Genomic DNA, 16,563 nt, shown 5'->3' with positions numbered 1-16,563 from the left:
CGGTTCCGCGGCAGCCCCCGACCGCGGCGCATGCGCGCTGCAGTTCAATGGAAAGCGGCGCTCCCATTTCAGAAATACCCCGGAACCGGCTTTGCCGGGCCGGTGGTATTGCCCCCGGCAGGGGGTGGAGAGCGACACGAAGTGCGCGAGCCTGGGGGCGAGCTCTAGCCCCGGGTTTTTACTGTCGCGTGGTCGGCGATGCCGATGACGTTGAAGAAGGCGGCGATCAGGCGGTGGGCGTCGATGAATTGCACGCCGTGGCCGCGTGCGTGGTGGCCGGAGACCCAGTTCAGGAGCGTTCCAGCGGCGGCGAAATCGATGCGGACGAGGGCCGAGCAGGAGATGATCGGTGCCGATGCGTCGGCCAGTTCCTCGTCGAGGCGTTGCCAGGTCGAGACCGATTCACCCACCAAGTCGCCGGCGAGCGCAGCTTGGCCGACGGTGGGTTCGGGGTCGCGATCGTCGTCATGGCCAGCCGCGATCGAAAAGCTGGGGGCGGCCGGCTTGGTGGCCTTGAGCGTGTCGAGTGCGCCGTAGTCGCCCTTGGGGTCTTCCCATGGGGGCGGCGAGACCTCGTAGGTGATGCAGTAGTTGAGCGCCAGCAGTTCGAACTCGTCGGCACGGTGCATCACGCGCAGGGCCGCCATGTGCAGTTGCCACCAGACGGCATCGACGCTCCGGTCGTTGGCCGGCGTGGCTTCGGCCAGCACGAGCAACAACTGGTCCGCCGCCGAGAAACGCAACTGGACCGTCGAATCCGCCCAGTGCGTGAACAGGGCACGCAGCGGGCCCGCGGCATCGCCTTCGATGGACTGGAGGGCGCTCCAGTCGAGCTTCCATGAAGGTCCGGCGGCGCCGAGCGCGCGGGTGAGGCCGATCAGCCCCTCGCGGGTCAGACGTGGGCCGCTCGACCAGTCGGCGTCGCCTGCCGCGGGAGTCGCGACGGGCACGGCATGGGCCGCGGCCGACGTACGGACTGTGTTGGCGAGCGCCCGGAAGGAAATCCACTCGGGCGCAGTCCGCTTCATGCGCTGCGCATAGCGCGTGCTGGTGGCGACGAACTTTTCAGCGTCGCCCATCGCGCGGTACAGGTCGAGCAGGGTGCGCCACGTGTCGTCGTTGTCGTTGATCGGGCTGTCCGGCGCGAGCGCCTGGAGCAGGATGGCCTCGGCGCCGGCGTCGTCGCCGTGGGCGAAACGGATCGAGGCTTCCTCGACGCAGCCGTCATGGGCCGGCAGTTGGACCTGGGCCCCGGCCTGCGGCACGCCGGGCACGGTGTCGGCATAGGCGCGTGCATGCTGCGCGGCCATCTGCCCACCCTCGGCGGGTGCGCCCTCGGCGGCCGACTCGTCGCGGGGACCGCGGGCCTTCCACCACTGCTGCGACATCTGCTCTTCGATCTCGTCGATCTTCTTGAGCGTGAGCGCTCGCCCCTCGGTCTTGCCGGAGGTGCTGCTGACGTTGAAGGAGGACGGCGTCGCGGCGGGATCGCGCCCGCCGGCGGCCTCGCGCTGTCGCAACTTGCGCAGCATGTCGAATTCGCGGCGCCGAACAAAGTCGTTGCGCTGGCGCCGCTCGATCATCTCCTTGAGCATTTCACGGCTGTAGCCGTTTTCGAGCGTCGATGACTCGTCGGCGTCGAGCTCGGACCAATCCTTGAGCGGATTGCGCACGAACTTCGCCACTTTGGACAGCAAGCGCCCGGGTTCTTCCTTGGCCATGCTCAGTGTCTCCGTTCGGCCCGTGTCGATGTCAGGATCAATCTCCGAACATCTTCTGCTTGAGTTCGCGTCGCTGCTGGGCCTCCAGCGACAGCGTGGCCGTCGGGCGGGCCAGAAGGCGGCCGACGCCGATGGGTTCGCCGGTTTCGTCGCAATAGCCGTAGTCGCCCGCATCGATGCGCTGGATCGACTGCTCGATCTTCTTCAAGAGCTTGCGTTCGCGGTCGCGCGTGCGCAGTTCGAGTGCGTGCTCTTCCTCGATGGTGGCGCGATCGGCCGGGTCCGGCACGACCACGGTGTCTTCACGCAGGTGCTCGGTCGTCTCGCCGGCGTTCTCGAGGATGCCGCGCTTGAGTTCCTGCAGCTTCAGGCGGAAGAACGCCATCTGCTTGTCGTTCATGTACTCCGAATCCGGCATCGCGATGACTTCGGCGTCGGTGAGCTCTTCGGCCGATTTGGCCTTCCAGTTGTTGGCGAGCTTCGGGTCTTTCTTGACCGCGACCGGCGGCGGAGGCACCAGGGCGTTCGAGGTGATCTGCACGAAGCTCGATTTGGCCGCGGTGGAAGCCACCGATTGCGGCATGGAGGGCACGGTCAACTGCGACAGCCGCGACACGCGTCCGCCGCGTGCGGGTGCAGGCGTGGTCGTCGTGGCGGTTGCAGCAGGTGTCGCCGTGGCGGAGGAAGAGGCGGCAGCCGTTTTTTTCATGGGAGTCGATGGTGCAGGTGGCTCGGCATGGGGGCCGGCCGGTTTGGATGACAGGGCACTCGCAGTCTCCACCTTGGCCTTGCTCGTGGCAGGAGCCTTTGATGGCGCAGCGGGCTGGACGGACTTTGCGGTGGAAACCTTCTTCGCCGCGGGCACAACCTGCCTGGCAACCGACGTCTTCTTGACGGCCGGTTTCGGCGCGGGCTGGGCTTTGGCGGCAGGCTTCTTCACAGTGACTGGCTCCTTCGACGAACTCGAACGCACATTCAATGGGTGTCTTCCCCATGGAACCCACGGGGCCTTGCGGCCTCGCGGAGCCCATGTTGTCAGGGTGCTCGCCGATGGCGAACCCCGGGGTTATACCCCCGAATTCAGCCCGGAAACGCACTCCGTCCCACGCGGAAGCCACACTTCGTCGTTAAAGCGAAACGGAGCATGCCTCCGCAACAGGCGCGCGATTGTATAGAGAAGTCAAGTCGCCCGGGGAATCAGACGAGACACTGGTCGAGACCCTGTTCCAGGATCTCGCGCGGCAGGTCGATGCCGATGAATACCATGCGGCTGTTGCGCTTTTCGTCGGGCCCCCAGGCGGGGCCGAGGTCGCTGCCCATGAGCTGGTGAACGCCCTGGAAAATCACCTTGCGCTCGGTGCCCTGCATGTGAAGGACGCCCTTGTAGCGCAGCATCCGCGGACCATAGATGTTGACGATCGCACCGAGGAAGTCCTCGAGGCGCGCCGGGTCGAAGGCCCGGTCGGAGCGATAGACGAAGCTCTTCACGTCATCGTCATGGTGATGGTGGTGGCCGTGCCCCTCGTGGGCGTGCGACGGGTGGTCGCAGTCCTCGCCATGCACATGGTCATGGTCGTGCTCGTCTTCCTCCTTGAGGAAGTCCGGGTCGATGTCGAGCTTGGCGTTGAGGTTGAAACCGCGCAGGTCGAACACGTCCTTCAGAGGCACTTCGCCGAAGTGCACTTTCTGCTGCGGGGCGCGCGGGTTCATGTGCTTCAGGCGGTGGATCAGCGCCTCGGTCTCGTCGCCTGCGACCAGGTCGGTCTTGCTGATGAAGATCTGGTCCGCGAAGCCGACTTGGCGACGGGCCTCCTGCCGGTCGTTGAGTTGCTGGGGCGCGTGCTTGGCATCCACCAGCGTGAGGATCGAGTCCAGCAGGTAGCTCTCGGCGATCTCGTCGTCCATGAAGAAGGTCTGGGCCACGGGGCCCGGATCGGCCAGCCCGGTGGTCTCGATCACCACGCGGTCGAAGTCGAGCAGCCCCTTGCGCTTCTTGGCGGCCAGCAGTTGCAGCGCCTCGCGCAGGTCCTCGCGGATCGTGCAACAGATGCAACCGTTGCTCATCTGGACGATCTGCTCCTTCGATTCGGTGACGAGGATGTCGTTGTCGATGTTCTCCTCGCCGAATTCGTTCTCGATCACCGCGATCTTCTGGCCGTGCGCCTCGCTCAGGATGCGCTTGAGGAGGGTCGTCTTGCCGGAGCCGAGGAAGCCGGTGAGGATGGTGGCGGGAATGAGGGCCATGGAATGCTCCGGAGATCAGGAATCGGGGGAAGGGCGGGAAGTTTAGCCACGGCGCCGCGGCAACGCAGCGACAAGGTCAAACGCTACTTGCGCACCACGACGAGGCCTTTCAAGTACTCGCCCTCGGGAAACTCGATGGTCATGGGATGGTCAGGCGCCGCGCCGAGTCGCTCGGTGATGTAGCCGTCGACACCCGCGTCGATGCCCGCGGAAGCCACGATCTTGTGGAACAGGTCTGCACCGATCCCGCCGGAGCACGAAAAGGTCAGCAGATGCCCGCCCGGCGCGAGCAGCTTGAAGGCCTGCCGGTTGAGATCCTTGTAGGCCCGAGCGGCGCGTTCGGCATGGGCCACCGTCGGCGCGAACTTCGGCGGATCGAGCACGATGGCGTCGAAACTGCGGCCTTCCTCGACGAATCGGCGCAGCGTGGCGTTGACGTCGGCGTCGAGGAATTCCGCGCGGGCGCCTTCGAAGCCGTTCAGCGCCACATGGGCACGGGCCCGTTCCAGCGCGGGCTGCGATGAATCGATGGAGACCAGTTCCGCACCCTCCACCGCCCCGGCCGCCTTCAGCCCGGCCAGTGCAGCGACGGTGAAGCCGCCCGTATAGCAGAAGCAGTTCAGCACACGCCTGAATCGCCGACGCTCGGCCAGTTCGGCGAATCGCTGCCGGCTGTCGCGCTGGTCCAGGTAGAAGCCGGTCTTGTGGCCGGTCGCGACATCCAGCGTGAGCCGCCAGTCGTGCTCGCGGATGGTAATTTCGGTCGGTCCGGTTCCGCGCAGCCAGCCTGTCACTGGCTTCAGCCCCTCGCGCTCCCTGCCGCTGGCGTCGGATCGCTCGTAGAGCTTGTCGAGCCCGGTCGCAGCAAGCAGCGCATCGGCGAGCACCGCCTTCCAGCGCTCGACACCCGCCGAGAGAAATTGCGCCACCAGCGTGTCGCCATAGCGGTCGACGATCAGGCCCGGCAGGCCATCGGCCTCCCCGTGGACGAGACGGACCCCGTCGCTCTGCAGGTCGAACAGCGACCGCGCCTCGACCGCGCTCTTGACCCGCGCCGTCAGGAACGCGGCGTCGATACGCTGCTTCTCGTCGAAGCTCCACGCACGGGCGCGGATCTTGGAATGCGGACTGAACGCGGCCCAGGCCAGGAACTTGCCCTCGTCGGACTCGATGCGCACCGTTTCGCCCGCATCGCCACCGCCCTTGGCGATCGCGGATTCGAAGACCCACGGGTGGCGCCGCAGCAGCGAGCGCTCCTTCCCGGGCCGGAGTCGGAGTTGCTTCATGGGTTCCTGCTTTTGTTCCTTCGGAGGGTCTCGCCGATCGGTGGTGCCTCGTCGCGGGCTTGCGCGCGCGGATGCGCGGCGTCGTAGGCCTTGGCGAGATGCTGGAAATCCAGCCGCGTGTAGACCTGCGTGGTCGAGATGTTGGCGTGGCCCAGCAACTCCTGCACCGCGCGCAGGTCGCTGCTGGATTGCAGGATGTGGCTCGCAAACGAATGGCGCAGCATGTGCGGGTGCACCGGCGCTGCCAGCCCCGCCTTCAGGCTGCGCCGGCGCAACTGGGTCCACACGGAATGCGCTGAAAAACGCGTGCCGTTGCGACCGATGAAGAGCGCCGCTGCGCTTTCGGGGTCGCGCAGCCGCGCGGCGCCGAGCGCCGGACAGTCGTCCCGCACCGCCAGCCACGCCTGAAGGGCCTCCGCCGCCTTGGCGCCGAGCGGCACGACGCGCCGCTTGCTCCCCTTGCCCAGCACATTGGCTTCGCCGGCATCGAGGTCGACCCAGCCGCGCGCGGTGCTGCTGGCGCGCGCGTCCAGCCCCGTCAGCTCGCCGACCCGCAAGCCGCAGCCGTAGAGCAACTCCACGATCGCGCGATCCCGCGCCTCCGCCCACGGATCGGCCTCGGCGTCGTGTAGATCGGCGAGCTGCACGGCCTCGTCCACCGCCAGTGCTTTCGGCAGTGGCCGCCCCGCCTTCGGCGCATGAACGTCCTGCACGGGGTTCGCCACCACCAGCCCCTCGTTGCCCAGCCACCGGTAGAAGCTGCGCCAGCACGACAACACCAGCGCAATCCCGCGCGACTCGCGCCCCGCACTGTGCAACTGCGCCATCCAGCGCCGGACATGGGCGGTCTGCACCTTGTCCAGCGCAACGCCCGCAGCCGCAGCCTTCTCGGCCAGCGTCTTCAAATGAATGGAGTAAAGCTCAACGGTGCGCGCAGCCAGCCGCCGCTCCACCCGAACGTGCTCCAAATAGCGCTCAATCAACTCCAAACTCACCGTCTTGCCCCTTCCAGAAATACCGCGGATCCGGCTCCGCCGGTCCGCCGGTATTGCCCCCGGCGAGGGGGTAGGAGGCCACACGCAGTGGGCAAGCCTGGGGGAGTACTAGAAGATCTCATTCTTCACGATCGCCAGCGGCTCGCGCAAAGCGCCCTTGAATGCCATGCCCCAGCGCTCCCAGCACGAAGTGGATGCAGCGGCATATTGCACGTCGAAGGCACGATCGAATCCCGACGCACGCGCCAGGCGTTCGGTCCGCCACAGGTGATAGGGCTCGGTGACGATGATCACGCTCTTCACGCCCGCGGCCTCCAGCAGGGCGCGCGACATCGAGAGGTTCTCGCGCGTCGATGAAGACACCGGCTCCAACATCAACGGCCCCGTGAAGCCCGACATTCGCGCGTGGCGCTCCATCACTTCGGCCTCGATGCGGCCGTCTTCCCAGTCGACCCCGCCGCTCAGCAAGAGGCCTTTCACGCGGCCCGCGTTCGCCAGGGCAATCCCGGCGTCGACGCGGCCCGTCAGGCAGGGATTGGGCTTGCCATCGCGGTACGCGCGATTGCCGAGGATCAGCGCCGCGTCGGCATCGCGCTCGGGCGGATGCGCCAGAAGCTGCAATCCGTGTCGCCAGATCGTGATGTGGATCGCCGCGTACCCCAGCAAGAGGACGAGCAGCGCGCCCACGACCCAGCGCCGGACAACAGGCCTCAAGACCGCAGCCGCGAGAGAGCGCCCGAGGCGAGTTCGGCAATGCGCTCGAGGAAGTCGGTCCCCATTTCGGGATTGAAGCGCTGGGCGTCGGGCGATGCGAGCACCAGCAGGCCGAATGCGGGCGCGTCGGCCTCGGGCCGCAGCGGGATCAGTGCAATCGACACGGCGGCGTGCGGCTCGGGCAGCCAGTTGGCGGCCTCGAAGCCGGCGTTCAGGCCGCAATAGGGCGCGGTCAACGACGTGGCCAGCGCCTTGACGTCGTCGCTGACCCACTGGGCATAGGACTCGTCCTGGTAGGCGCTGTCGCAATCCCAGATCTTGATCGCGGTCTGCGGCACGAGGAACAGGGTCTGGAGCTGGGACGCGATTTGCGTCGGCAGCGCCCGCGGGTCGCGCGCCGTCAACAGTCCGCGCGTCCACCGCTGCAGCCGGTCGGCCGTGACCACGTTCTCGGTGCCGTGGCGCACCATGTCCATCACGCGGTGCTCCAGCGCCTTGATCTTCTCGCGCAGCATCTCAGCCTGCCGCTCCTGCAGGCTCACGGCGCGATTGCCGTGCGGACTGGTGAGTTGCACCTGCGCCAGCAACTGCGCGTGCCGCTCGAAGAAGTCGGGCGTGTTCGACAGGTAGTTGGCGATATCGTCTTCGGTGATGGGATTCATGGCGTTCTGGTTGTAATGATTCATGGCTGGTCCGGGACCTCGATGTCGCCTTCGAACACGGTGACGGCGGGGCCCGTCATCAGCACCGGCGCGCCGTCGCCGGCCCATTCGATGGTGAGGAGACCGCCGCGCGTCTGGACGTCGACCCGCTGGTCGAGCAGGCCGAGCCGGATGCCCGCGACCACGGCCGCGCACGCGCCCGTTCCACAGGCCAGCGTTTCGCCGGCGCCGCGCTCGAACACGCGCAGACGCACGTGCCTGCGGTCGACCACCTGCATGAAGCCGGCATTGACCCGCTGCGGAAAGCGCGGATGGTGCTCGATGAGCGGCCCTTGGGTTTCGACCGGCGCGGTGTCGACGTCGTCGACGATCTGCACCGCGTGCGGATTGCCCATCGACAGCACGGCCACCGACACGATGGCCGTGCCGGCGCGGGTGCCCATCGCCAGGTGCCACTTCTCCCAGGCGCCTTCGGGCTGCGGATCGAGCCCGGCGGTGTCGAAAGGCACGCGGGCGGGTTCGAAGATCGGCGCGCCCATGTCGACCGTCACACGGCCGTCGGCGCCCATGCGCGGCTCGATCACGCCGGAGAGGGTCTGCACACGCACCGTGTCCTTGGGCGTCAGGCCCTGCTCGCGCACGAAGCGCATGAAGCAGCGCGCCCCATTGCCGCACTGCTCGACCTCGCCGCCGTCGGCGTTGTGGATGACGTACTGGAAATCGATGCCCTCGCCTGGCGAAGGCCGCACGGTGAGGATCTGGTCGGCGCCCACGCCGAAATGGCGGTCGGCCAGGAAGCGGTATTGCGCGGCGTCGAGGCCGAGCGTGCCGCGTGTTTCGTCCAGCACGACGAAGTCGTTGCCGGCGCCTTGCATCTTGGTGAAGCGGATTCGCATCGTGGGATTATCCGCTGCGCCCGACGCGCTACGCGCCGCGCGCGACCCTGAGTCGGTCCAGCGCACGGTCGAGGAAGGGCAAGCGGTCCTGGCCCCAGAAGCGCTCGCCGTCCAGGATGAAGGTCGGCGCGCCGAACACGCCCTTTTCCACCGCCTCGGCGCTGTTCGCGCGATAGACGGCCTGCGTTTCCGGCAGCTGCTCCAGCGCCTGCAGCGCAGGGCCGTCGTAGCCGTTCTCGTCCGCCACGGCGATGCGCACGGACGCATCGGAGGTGTCACGATCCTCCGCCCACAGCGCGCGCAGCAGCGCATGCGAGAGCGGCAGCGCGTCGAGCCCCTGCAATTGCGCGGCGATCACCATCCAGCCGGGGTACTTGTTCCAGTTGACATCGATAGCCGCTCCCTTTGGATAGTGGGCCGGCTCGAGATTGAGCGGCATGCCGAGGTGATCCCGCCAGCGCGCAAGTTCGAGCGCATGATAGGTGCGGCGCGGCTCCGGCCGGGTCTTGAGCGGGATGCCCCCGGTCTGCGGGACCACGGCCTGGAAGTCGTAGGGCTTGAGCGTGAGCTGCACATGGTGGCGGCGCACGATGTCCTGCAATTGCGGGCCGCCGAGGTAGGCCCAGGGCGAAGAGAGGCTGTAGTAGCAGTCGAGAGCGATCATGTTCTGGATTATCTTCAGGCGATGGCTTCCGAAGACTTCCATCCCGACGCACTGCCCCCGGTGCCACTGCAATTCATCGCGAGCCCGCGCGACACCGCGGCGCTCGAACGCCTGGCGATCCAGGCGCGCGCCGACCTCGAACGCATCAACGTGCCGCCGCCCGCGTGGGCGCTGCCCGCCGAATCGTCGACGGCCGACGCGCCCGTGCTCGACGTGCTGGTCGCCGGTGCCGGCATGTGCGGGCAGACCGCCGCCTACGCACTGCGCCGCGAAGGCATCACGAACATCCGGGTCATCGATCGGGCCGCACGCGGAGAGGAAGGCCCCTGGGGCACCTATGCGCGCATGCTGACCCTGCGCAGCCCCAAGCATGTCGGCGGTCCGGAGCTGGGCGTGCCATCGTTGAGCTTCCGCGCCTGGTACGAGGCCCAGCACGGCGAAGGCAGCGAAAGCCCCATCGAAGGCACGCCGGGCTGGCAGGCGCTGCACAAGATCGGACGCGTCGATTGGCGCGACTACCTGCTGTGGGTGCGCGACACCGTCGGGCTGCCGATCGAAAACGGCGTATCGCTGCGCTCGGTCTCGCACGCCGACGATGGCCGACTGCTGCTGATCGACATCGAAGATGCCCAAGGCCGGCGCGAGACCGTGCGCACACGACAGCTCGTGCTGGCGCTGGGGCGGGACGGAAGCGGCGCGCCGCGCTGGCCGGCGTTTCCGTCATTGCGGCGCGGCGACCCGCTCGCTGCGGGCCGCGTGTTCCATTCCGCCGATCCGATCGACTTCGCGGCCTGGGAGGGCCAGCGCATCGCCGTCCTCGGCGCCGGAGCGTCGGCCTTCGACAACGCGGCCTGCGCGCTCGAAGCCGGTGCCGCAAAGGTGACGCTGTTCGCGCGCCGCACGCAACTGCCGCAGGTCAACAAGAGCAAGGCCGCGTCGAGCCATGGCTTCCTGCGGGGTTTCGAGGGGCTCGACGATCCGCGCAAATGGCGCGTCTACACCTATATCTTCGACGAGCAGGTGCCGCCGCCCTGGGAAACGGTGCGGCGCTGCGACGCGCACGACGCCTTTGAGCTGCGTCTGGGCACGCCCTGGGACGACGTCGCACCCGACGAGGACGGCGTCGCCGTCACCCTGCCCAACGGCGGCAGCGAGCGCTTCGATGCCGTGATCTTCGGCACCGGCTTCGACGTCGACCTGCTCGACCGACCCGAGATCGCGCCCTACACGACGCAGATCGACACGTGGGCCAATCACGTCTCGCCGACCGAAGCAGGGCATCACCCGGAGCCGGCGCGCTTTCCCTACCTGGGCGCGGGCTTCGAGCTGCGCAGCGCGGACCCGGCCGGCCCGCAGGCCGGGGCGCTGGCGCGCATGCGCCTCTTCAACTGGGGCGCCACGATGAGCCACGGGGCACTGGCAGGGGACATTCCCGGGCTGGCCATCGGCGCCACCCGGCTCGCGCAGGCGATCGCGCGAGACCTTTTCGTGGAAGACGCCGACCGGCACTGGGATCGCCTGCAGGCACACGAGGAGCCCGAGCTCATCGCCACCCGCTGGTACGTGGCGGACCAGCGGCCCGACTGACGTCGCGACGCCCGGCGATCACTGCGCCGCGGCGTGCGCCTGGCGATCCTCGATCAGCTTCACCAACGCGTAGAGCGTGCGATTGACCGGCGTCGACACGCCCAATGCCTCGCCCTTGCGTATCACGTAGCCATTGAGGTGGTCGATCTCGCTGCGCTTGCCGCGCGCCAGGTCCTGCGCCGTGGATGAAAACTGCGCGGGCATGGTCTGCACGATGCGCTCCACCGCCTGCCAGGTGTCGCCAGGCACGGTCACGCCGCCCGCCTCGGCGACGGCGAGACATTCCCGCACCACATCGCGCATCACGGCTTCGACGCCAACGCCTTGCACGACGCGGCCATAGGGAAGCTGCGAAATGGCCGACAGCGCGTTGTAGGCGCAGTTGATGATCAGCTTGGCCCACAGCGATCCGACGACGTTGTCGGAAATCTGCGTCGGCACGCCCGCTTCCGCGAGCATCGCGGCGACCCGCTCGCTGGATTTCGAGGGCGCGATGACCAGTTCGCCGCGTCCGTGGTGCCTGACGTGGCCGGGACCCGCCATCTCGGTGGCCACGTAGACCACCGCCGCGGCGACCTCCTGCGGCACGAGCGCCTGCAATCGCTCGGCGTTGTCGACGCCGTTCTGCAGCGTGATCAAGAGCGCATCCGGCATGAGATGAGGTCGGATCTCCATGCCGGCACCCTCGGTGTCGGTGGACTTGACGCAGAAGAACACGACTTCCGCGCCCTCCACCGCGCTGGCATCGGTGCTCGCCTGCATCGACACATGCGCCTTGAAGGTCTGCGTGTCGAGCAGCAGGCCATCGCGCCGGACCGCCTCGACGTGCTGCGGCCTGCCGATCAGCGTCACCGAATGGCCGGCACGCGCCAGCATGCCGCCATAGAAGCAGCCCACCGCACCGGCGCCCATCACTGCGATCTTCATGACTGCCTCGCTCGGTCGGGACCAGGGACTTTCATCGGCTTGGCTGTCATGGATTGGCTCTTTCGCAGGCTTGACGAATTGGGGCGCCCATGATTTCACGGTCCCAATGACCTTCGAAGGTCCCAGCCTTCTCGCTCAGGAGATCTCAGACTGATTTCAAGAGATTTCAGGATTCGGCTCAGCCCACTCAAACCGAGGCCAACCTTAAACTTTGCGGCCGTTGTCACGCGATCCGAAAAGCCGTCAATTGACGGCTTTTGTCATTGTTCAGACCCATTCTTTCAACATCACGTCATGTCGTGCACATGCATGCGCGGCAGATCAGGGAACCCTTTTTCGTCATGTCTCGTCTTGCCGCAACCCGGCGCGCGGGTGTACTTGCCTCCACCGTTCGTGCACGCGAATACATGCGTCGTGCGCTGCGCTCGCAGGGTTACGCGCCCCTCGTGTTCACGAGCCTCGACGAGCTCAGCGCAATGGGCAAAGGCGCGAGGACCCTCGACCTCCTCCTGCTCGGCGACCTGCCGGAGAAAGACGACGAGGGGAACCCCGTCCTCGAAGGCGTCCGAAACGTGGTCGGGCCGCACTTGCCAATGCTCAGCGTGCGACTCCAGCCTGTCCCGGCGCACGGCGGTTCAGACACCGTATCGGCACGCTTCTTCAGTGACCTGCACGGCTTGATCCTTTCATTCCTGGCAGCCAATGGGTTCGAAACCGTGCGCTCGCGTCTCGTGTGGGACGACTATTCCTTCGACCCTTTCACCCGCGTCGTCGCCTTCGAAAGGCGCGAAACGCGACTGGACCCCGTCGCCTTCGATGTCGCCCTCGAGTTGTTCTTCAACGCCGACCAGAGGGTTACCAGGGCGGCCCTGCGCCTGATGCTGCCCTCCGGCGAACGCGGACACGTCCTGTACCGCATCGACAACATCGGTTCCGTCATCAAGGACGTGCGTTCCGCTCTCAAATTGCGCGGCTTGCATGGCTGGACGCTTGAAACCTATCCTCACGCCGGCTATCAGCTGACGCGTGCCGAGCGGCCTCTTCCCGCCACCCGGTCCCCTCTGTCAACGCTCCTTTCCTACAACTGAATCGAAAGCCTCCCATGCAACACAACAACTTCAAGATCTGGTCCGCCGAGTTCCTCGGCACCTTCTGGCTCACCTTCGGCGGCTGCGGCAGCGCAGTGCTCGCCGCCGCCTTTCCCGAACTGGGCATCGGCCTGCTCGGCGTCTCGCTCGCCTTCGGACTGACCGTGGTGACCGGCGCCTATGCATTCGGCCCTGTGTCCGGCGGCCACTTCAACCCGGCGGTCTCGCTCGGCCTCGTGGTCGCCGGCCGCATGCCGGCCGGCAAACTCCCGGGCTACGTGGTGGCGCAGGTGGCGGGCGCATGCGTCGCCGCGGCTGTCCTTTACTTCATCGCATCCGGCAAGCCCGGCGTCGACCTCGGCGGTTTTGCCTCCAACGGCTTCGGCGCCCATTCGCCCGGGCAATACTCCATGGCTGCCGCGCTGGCCTGCGAGGTGGTGATGACCGCGTTCTTCCTGATCGTGATCCTGGGCGCCACCGCCAAGCGCGCCTCCAACGCCTTCGCAGGTCTCACGATCGGGCTGTGCCTCACGCTGATCCACCTGGTTTCGATCCCGGTAACGAACACATCGGTCAATCCCGCGCGGAGCACCGGTCCGGCGCTCTTCGCACCGCAGTGGGCCATCGATCAGTTGTGGATGTTCTGGGCGGCGCCGCTTCTCGGCGCGGTCATCGGCGCCGTGGTCTATCGCCTGGCGTTGTCCGAGCCGCGCGTCGCGGCACAGGCCGCCTGAACCTGACTGCCTGACACGGGGACCTCGCGGGCTGTCGCGCTAGACGCGCCGGCCTGCCGCCCAGGCCTCCAGGACCTCGACCGCCGCGCAGTCGAGTTTTTGCTCCGAAGGCATGGCACGCCCGGCGAGCGGTGCGCCCGCCTCGGCACGCAGTTCTTCCACGTCGATCGGGTGCCGCGCCTCCACGGACACTCCCGCGAACGCCTCGCCGGACTGCGCGAACGACGCAGCGTAATAGAGCTTGCCGATGCCCACGATCCGCATCGCGGCCACGCACAGCGCGCACGGCTCGCACGATGTGTAGAGGTCGCAACCACCCAGGTCGACGCTCTTCAGGTTGCGACAGGCATCGCGAATGGCCTCGACCTCGCCATGCGACGTGGGGTCGAAATGGGCCACGGAGTGATTGAAGCCTTCGCCCACGATCTGGCCGTCCTTCACGACCACGGCGCCGAAGGGCTCCGTGCCCGGCGTGTCCAGCGCCTGGGCCGACAGCGCGATGGCGCGCTGCATGAATTCTTCCTGGTACATCGTCGTTCCTTCTTTCTCGATCATTCGATGACGGCGGGAGCGCCCGGCACCCGTCCGTTCGCTGCCGATGTCGCGTGCTTTCGCGGGCCGAAAAGTCCCGCCGTCGCCCGTGCGTAGAGACGCGGGTTCAAACACAAGGTCAACGGCAGCAACAGCACGACGACGGCGGCCAGGTAGGCCCACGCATAGGCGAAACTGTCGCTGTGCTCGCGCACCCATCCCGTGACGAAGGGCGCCAGCGCCGCAATCATGAAGCCCAACCCTTGCATGAACGCGGCAAGGGTGCCCGCTTGCGTCGGATCAGGCAAGTGATCGAGCGCCAGGACCATGCACAAGGAGAAGGCGCCGCCCAGGCCGAAGCCCAGCAGCACCACGACGGCCACTGCCGGCTGTGTGTTGAACAACAGCCCTGCAAAGCCTGCGAGTTGGGCCAGCAATGTCAAGACGAGCCAGGGCCGGAGATCCCTCCGACCGCGCGCAAGTGCGGGCATCGTCAGTGCCGCGATCAATTGGGCTGCAGTCATCAGCGCCAGCATGAAGCCGGCCCGCTCGGCACTCCAGCCTTGCTGCGCATAGAAATGGGGCAGCCACGCGACCAGGCTGGTGTAGCCCCCGTTGATCAGGCCGAAGTACGTGGCCAGCAACCAGGCACGCCGGTTGCCGAAGCAGCGCAGCCATGGCGCGTCCGCGCGCATGCCGCGAACGCCATCCGGGTCCGAGCGCTCCAAGCGCGACCACGCCAGCGCCGCGAGCACCGCAGGCAGCGCCCACGCGGCAAGCCCTGCCTGCCAGTCGCCGCTGAGTCGTGCGATCCACGGGCTGCCCATGGCGCCCAGCCCGCCGCCTCCCATGAGCGCGGCCGAGTAGAGGCCCATCGCCACGCCCATCCGCATCGGATAGGCACGCTTGATGACTGCCGGCATCAGCGCCTGCACCAGTCCCACGCCGATGCCCGCCAGCGCGGCTGTGCCCATCAGCAGCCACACGTCGTTCGCGATGAAGCGGCTTGCACATGCCAGCGCGATGGTCGCCAGGCCCACGAGAATGCCCGCGCGATGACCCAGCCGCTGACCGACTGCAACGCCGATCAGCGACATCGCCCCCATCGCCAGCATGGGAAGCACGGTGAGCATCGACGCCCCATGAAAGCCCAGGCCCGTGGCGCTGCGGATGTCGTCGAGCAGCGGACTGGTCGAAGTAAGAAAGGCGCGCAGATTGAGCGCCACCAGCACGATCACGAGTGCCAGGCCCAGGCCGCCCTCGCCCGGCCGGGCCTTGCCGGGTTGAATCACGCTGGCACGGCCTCCGGCAGCAGCACCCCGTCGCGTGCGACGACACGCCCACCCGCCACGACGAGACGCCGCGGCGGACGGGCCACCACGGCATGAGCGACCGTCTGAGCGTCCAGTAGCACGAGATCCGCCCGACTGCCCGGCACCAGCCCGTAGGACTCGAAGCCGCAGCCACGGGCGCCGGCATGCGTGACGCAATCGAGCGCCACTTCCAGTTCCTCGTCGCGGCGCAGGTTGTAGCGCAGGCCGATGAGCATGGCGCGCTCCAGCATGTCGGGATTGCCGTAAGGCGACCAGGTGTCGCGAATGCCGTCGTTGCCGCCCAGCACCGTCACGCCGGCTTGTCGACAGGCCGCGAGCGGCGGCACGATGCGCGAAGGCGGCGCGCTGGTGATCAGCACCATCCCCAACTTCGCCATGCGCGCGAGCAGGACGTCGCGCTCGCGTTCCGGCAGTTCGCCCAGGCAGAAGCCATGGCTGATCGCGACGCGACCGTGCATGCCGAGCGCTGCCGCGCGCTCCAGGATCAGTTCGAGCGAGAAAGCGCCCATGGCACCCGGCTCGTGCAGGTGGATGTCGATCGGACAGGCGTGGCGATCGGCAATGCCGAAGAGCGTGTCCAGCGAGCGCACCGGGTCACCGTCGATCGCGCAGGGGTCGAGCCCGCCGAGCACGTCCGCGCCCTGCGCCATCGCCTGGTCGAGCAGTTCCGCCGTGCCCGGACGCTGCAGCAAGCCAGATTGGGGGAAGGCCACGATCTGGATCTGCTGCACTTCGCGCAGCGTCTCGCGCGTGCGCTTTACACCTTCGAGATGGCGGAGCCCGGCTTGCGTATCGACGTCCACGTGCGTGCGCAACCGCGTGGTGCCCAGCGCGAGAAAGGCCTTCGCCAGCGCAAGCGACTGGGTGCCTGCGTCATGGCGGCTCTGCTCGCGGAAGGCGCGCTCGTTGTCGATCTTGTCGATCAGTCGCGTGCCGACCTCGTTGCGGTACCACTCCATGCCCCACATCGTCTTGTCCAGATGCGTGTGGCCTTCGACAAGGCCGGGAAGGAGCAATGCACCCCGGCCGTCCTCCACCGCACAGTCGCCCGTCGGCTGCAACGCCGCACCGAGCGCGGCGAGCCGGCCGCCTTGCACCAGCACGTCGACCGGAGCGCCGCCCAGGGGACGGACATTGCGAATGAGGAGCGAAGAGGAATGAGACATGGAAAGCTTCGATG

The 16,563-nt window shown here is 67.4% G+C and carries 16 protein-coding genes; 3 read left to right on the top strand and 13 right to left on the bottom strand.

What is annotated here, in order from left to right; genetic code table 11:
- Positions 1-164: 164 nt before the first annotated feature.
- From AC1D3B_RS27495 to AC1D3B_RS27455, 9 genes are all read right to left on the bottom strand, one after another.
- Positions 165-1,721, bottom strand: coding sequence for an STAS domain-containing protein (locus AC1D3B_RS27495; protein WP_478193839.1), 1,557 nt, complete (start codon positions 1,719-1,721; stop codon positions 165-167).
- 37 nt (positions 1,722-1,758) lie between these two features.
- On the bottom strand, positions 1,759-2,430 hold the full coding sequence (gene dksA, locus AC1D3B_RS27490; RefSeq protein WP_478193838.1) for an RNA polymerase-binding protein DksA: 672 nt from the start codon (positions 2,428-2,430) through the stop codon (positions 1,759-1,761).
- 488 nt (positions 2,431-2,918) lie between these two features.
- Complete coding sequence (locus AC1D3B_RS27485; RefSeq protein ID WP_478193837.1) at positions 2,919-3,965, bottom strand: CobW family GTP-binding protein; 1,047 nt, start codon at positions 3,963-3,965, stop codon at positions 2,919-2,921.
- Between the two features lie 83 nt (positions 3,966-4,048).
- The gene (locus AC1D3B_RS27480; protein WP_478193836.1) at positions 4,049-5,251 is read right to left on the bottom strand and encodes a class I SAM-dependent rRNA methyltransferase; all 1,203 of its coding nucleotides are present in this window, start codon (positions 5,249-5,251) and stop codon (positions 4,049-4,051) included.
- On the bottom strand, positions 5,248-6,240 hold the full coding sequence (locus AC1D3B_RS27475; RefSeq protein ID WP_478193931.1) for a tyrosine recombinase XerC: 993 nt from the start codon (positions 6,238-6,240) through the stop codon (positions 5,248-5,250). Before AC1D3B_RS27475 ends, AC1D3B_RS27480 begins: the two co-directional genes overlap by 4 nt.
- A gap of 114 nt (positions 6,241-6,354) precedes the next feature.
- Positions 6,355-6,960 (bottom strand): YdcF family protein, encoded by a 606-nt coding sequence (locus tag AC1D3B_RS27470; protein ID WP_478193835.1) that lies wholly within the window; start codon positions 6,958-6,960, stop codon positions 6,355-6,357.
- The gene (locus tag AC1D3B_RS27465; RefSeq protein ID WP_478193834.1) at positions 6,957-7,646 is read right to left on the bottom strand and encodes a DUF484 family protein; all 690 of its coding nucleotides are present in this window, start codon (positions 7,644-7,646) and stop codon (positions 6,957-6,959) included. The genes AC1D3B_RS27470 and AC1D3B_RS27465 overlap by 4 nt, the downstream gene beginning before the upstream one ends.
- Complete coding sequence (gene dapF / locus AC1D3B_RS27460) at positions 7,643-8,518, bottom strand: diaminopimelate epimerase (RefSeq protein WP_478193833.1); 876 nt, start codon at positions 8,516-8,518, stop codon at positions 7,643-7,645. Before dapF ends, AC1D3B_RS27465 begins: the two co-directional genes overlap by 4 nt.
- Before the next feature lie 28 nt (positions 8,519-8,546).
- On the bottom strand, positions 8,547-9,182 hold the full coding sequence (locus AC1D3B_RS27455) for a DsbA family protein (RefSeq protein ID WP_478193832.1): 636 nt from the start codon (positions 9,180-9,182) through the stop codon (positions 8,547-8,549).
- Positions 9,183-9,203: 21 nt separating this feature from the next.
- On the opposite strand from AC1D3B_RS27455, the gene AC1D3B_RS27450 reads away from it, so the two are divergent.
- The gene (locus tag AC1D3B_RS27450) at positions 9,204-10,769 is read left to right on the top strand and encodes a SidA/IucD/PvdA family monooxygenase (RefSeq protein ID WP_478193831.1); all 1,566 of its coding nucleotides are present in this window, start codon (positions 9,204-9,206) and stop codon (positions 10,767-10,769) included.
- Between the two features lie 18 nt (positions 10,770-10,787).
- Here AC1D3B_RS27450 and AC1D3B_RS27445 read toward each other — a convergent pair whose 3' ends face one another.
- On the bottom strand, positions 10,788-11,696 hold the full coding sequence (locus tag AC1D3B_RS27445) for a ketopantoate reductase family protein (RefSeq protein WP_478193830.1): 909 nt from the start codon (positions 11,694-11,696) through the stop codon (positions 10,788-10,790).
- 263 nt (positions 11,697-11,959) lie between these two features.
- Here AC1D3B_RS27445 and AC1D3B_RS27440 point away from each other — a divergent pair, with 263 nt between their 5' ends.
- Entirely contained in the window at positions 11,960-12,784 is an 825-nt protein-coding gene (locus tag AC1D3B_RS27440; RefSeq protein WP_478193829.1) for a hypothetical protein, read from the top strand.
- A 14-nt stretch (positions 12,785-12,798) separates the two neighbouring features.
- On the top strand, positions 12,799-13,518 hold the full coding sequence (gene aqpZ, locus AC1D3B_RS27435) for an aquaporin Z (protein ID WP_478193828.1): 720 nt from the start codon (positions 12,799-12,801) through the stop codon (positions 13,516-13,518).
- A gap of 39 nt (positions 13,519-13,557) precedes the next feature.
- On the opposite strand, the gene AC1D3B_RS27430 is transcribed toward aqpZ, so the two are convergent.
- From AC1D3B_RS27430 to AC1D3B_RS27420, 3 genes are read right to left on the bottom strand one after another with little or no spacing between them, the layout of a single operon-like run.
- On the bottom strand, positions 13,558-14,049 hold the full coding sequence (locus AC1D3B_RS27430) for a nucleoside deaminase (protein WP_478193827.1): 492 nt from the start codon (positions 14,047-14,049) through the stop codon (positions 13,558-13,560).
- 20 nt (positions 14,050-14,069) lie between these two features.
- Positions 14,070-15,341: a cyanate transporter gene (locus AC1D3B_RS27425; protein ID WP_478193826.1), complete on the bottom strand. Its 1,272-nt coding sequence runs from the start codon at positions 15,339-15,341 to the stop codon at positions 14,070-14,072.
- Positions 15,338-16,549, bottom strand: coding sequence for an amidohydrolase family protein (locus tag AC1D3B_RS27420; RefSeq protein WP_478193825.1), 1,212 nt, complete (start codon positions 16,547-16,549; stop codon positions 15,338-15,340). Before AC1D3B_RS27420 ends, AC1D3B_RS27425 begins: the two co-directional genes overlap by 4 nt.
- Positions 16,550-16,563: the final 14 nt, after the last annotated feature.

The organism is Variovorax sp. P5_A3, from assembly GCF_056400665.1.
Note: the sequence above shows the minus strand (reverse complement) of the source record. Positions and strands in the feature narration are given on the sequence as shown.

Bases quoted from the DNA above. Each gene is read 5' to 3' on its own strand.
- AC1D3B_RS27455 (WP_478193832.1), bottom strand. From the start codon at position 9,182: ATGATCGCTCTCGACTGCTACTACAGCCTCTCTTCGCCCTGGGCCTAC.
- aqpZ (WP_478193828.1), top strand. From the start codon at position 12,799: ATGCAACACAACAACTTCAAGATCTGGTCCGCCGAGTTCCTCGGCACC.
- AC1D3B_RS27430 (WP_478193827.1), bottom strand. From the start codon at position 14,049: ATGTACCAGGAAGAATTCATGCAGCGCGCCATCGCGCTGTCGGCCCAG.
- AC1D3B_RS27445 (WP_478193830.1), bottom strand. From the start codon at position 11,696: ATGAAGATCGCAGTGATGGGCGCCGGTGCGGTGGGCTGCTTCTATGGC.
- AC1D3B_RS27485 (WP_478193837.1), bottom strand. From the start codon at position 3,965: ATGGCCCTCATTCCCGCCACCATCCTCACCGGCTTCCTCGGCTCCGGC.
- AC1D3B_RS27465 (WP_478193834.1), bottom strand. From the start codon at position 7,646: ATGAATCATTACAACCAGAACGCCATGAATCCCATCACCGAAGACGAT.
- AC1D3B_RS27420 (WP_478193825.1), bottom strand. From the start codon at position 16,549: ATGTCTCATTCCTCTTCGCTCCTCATTCGCAATGTCCGTCCCCTGGGC.
- AC1D3B_RS27495 (WP_478193839.1), bottom strand. From the start codon at position 1,721: ATGGCCAAGGAAGAACCCGGGCGCTTGCTGTCCAAAGTGGCGAAGTTC.
- dapF (WP_478193833.1), bottom strand. From the start codon at position 8,518: ATGCGAATCCGCTTCACCAAGATGCAAGGCGCCGGCAACGACTTCGTC.
- dksA (WP_478193838.1), bottom strand. From the start codon at position 2,430: ATGAAAAAAACGGCTGCCGCCTCTTCCTCCGCCACGGCGACACCTGCT.
- AC1D3B_RS27450 (WP_478193831.1), top strand. From the start codon at position 9,204: ATGGCTTCCGAAGACTTCCATCCCGACGCACTGCCCCCGGTGCCACTG.
- AC1D3B_RS27480 (WP_478193836.1), bottom strand. From the start codon at position 5,251: ATGAAGCAACTCCGACTCCGGCCCGGGAAGGAGCGCTCGCTGCTGCGG.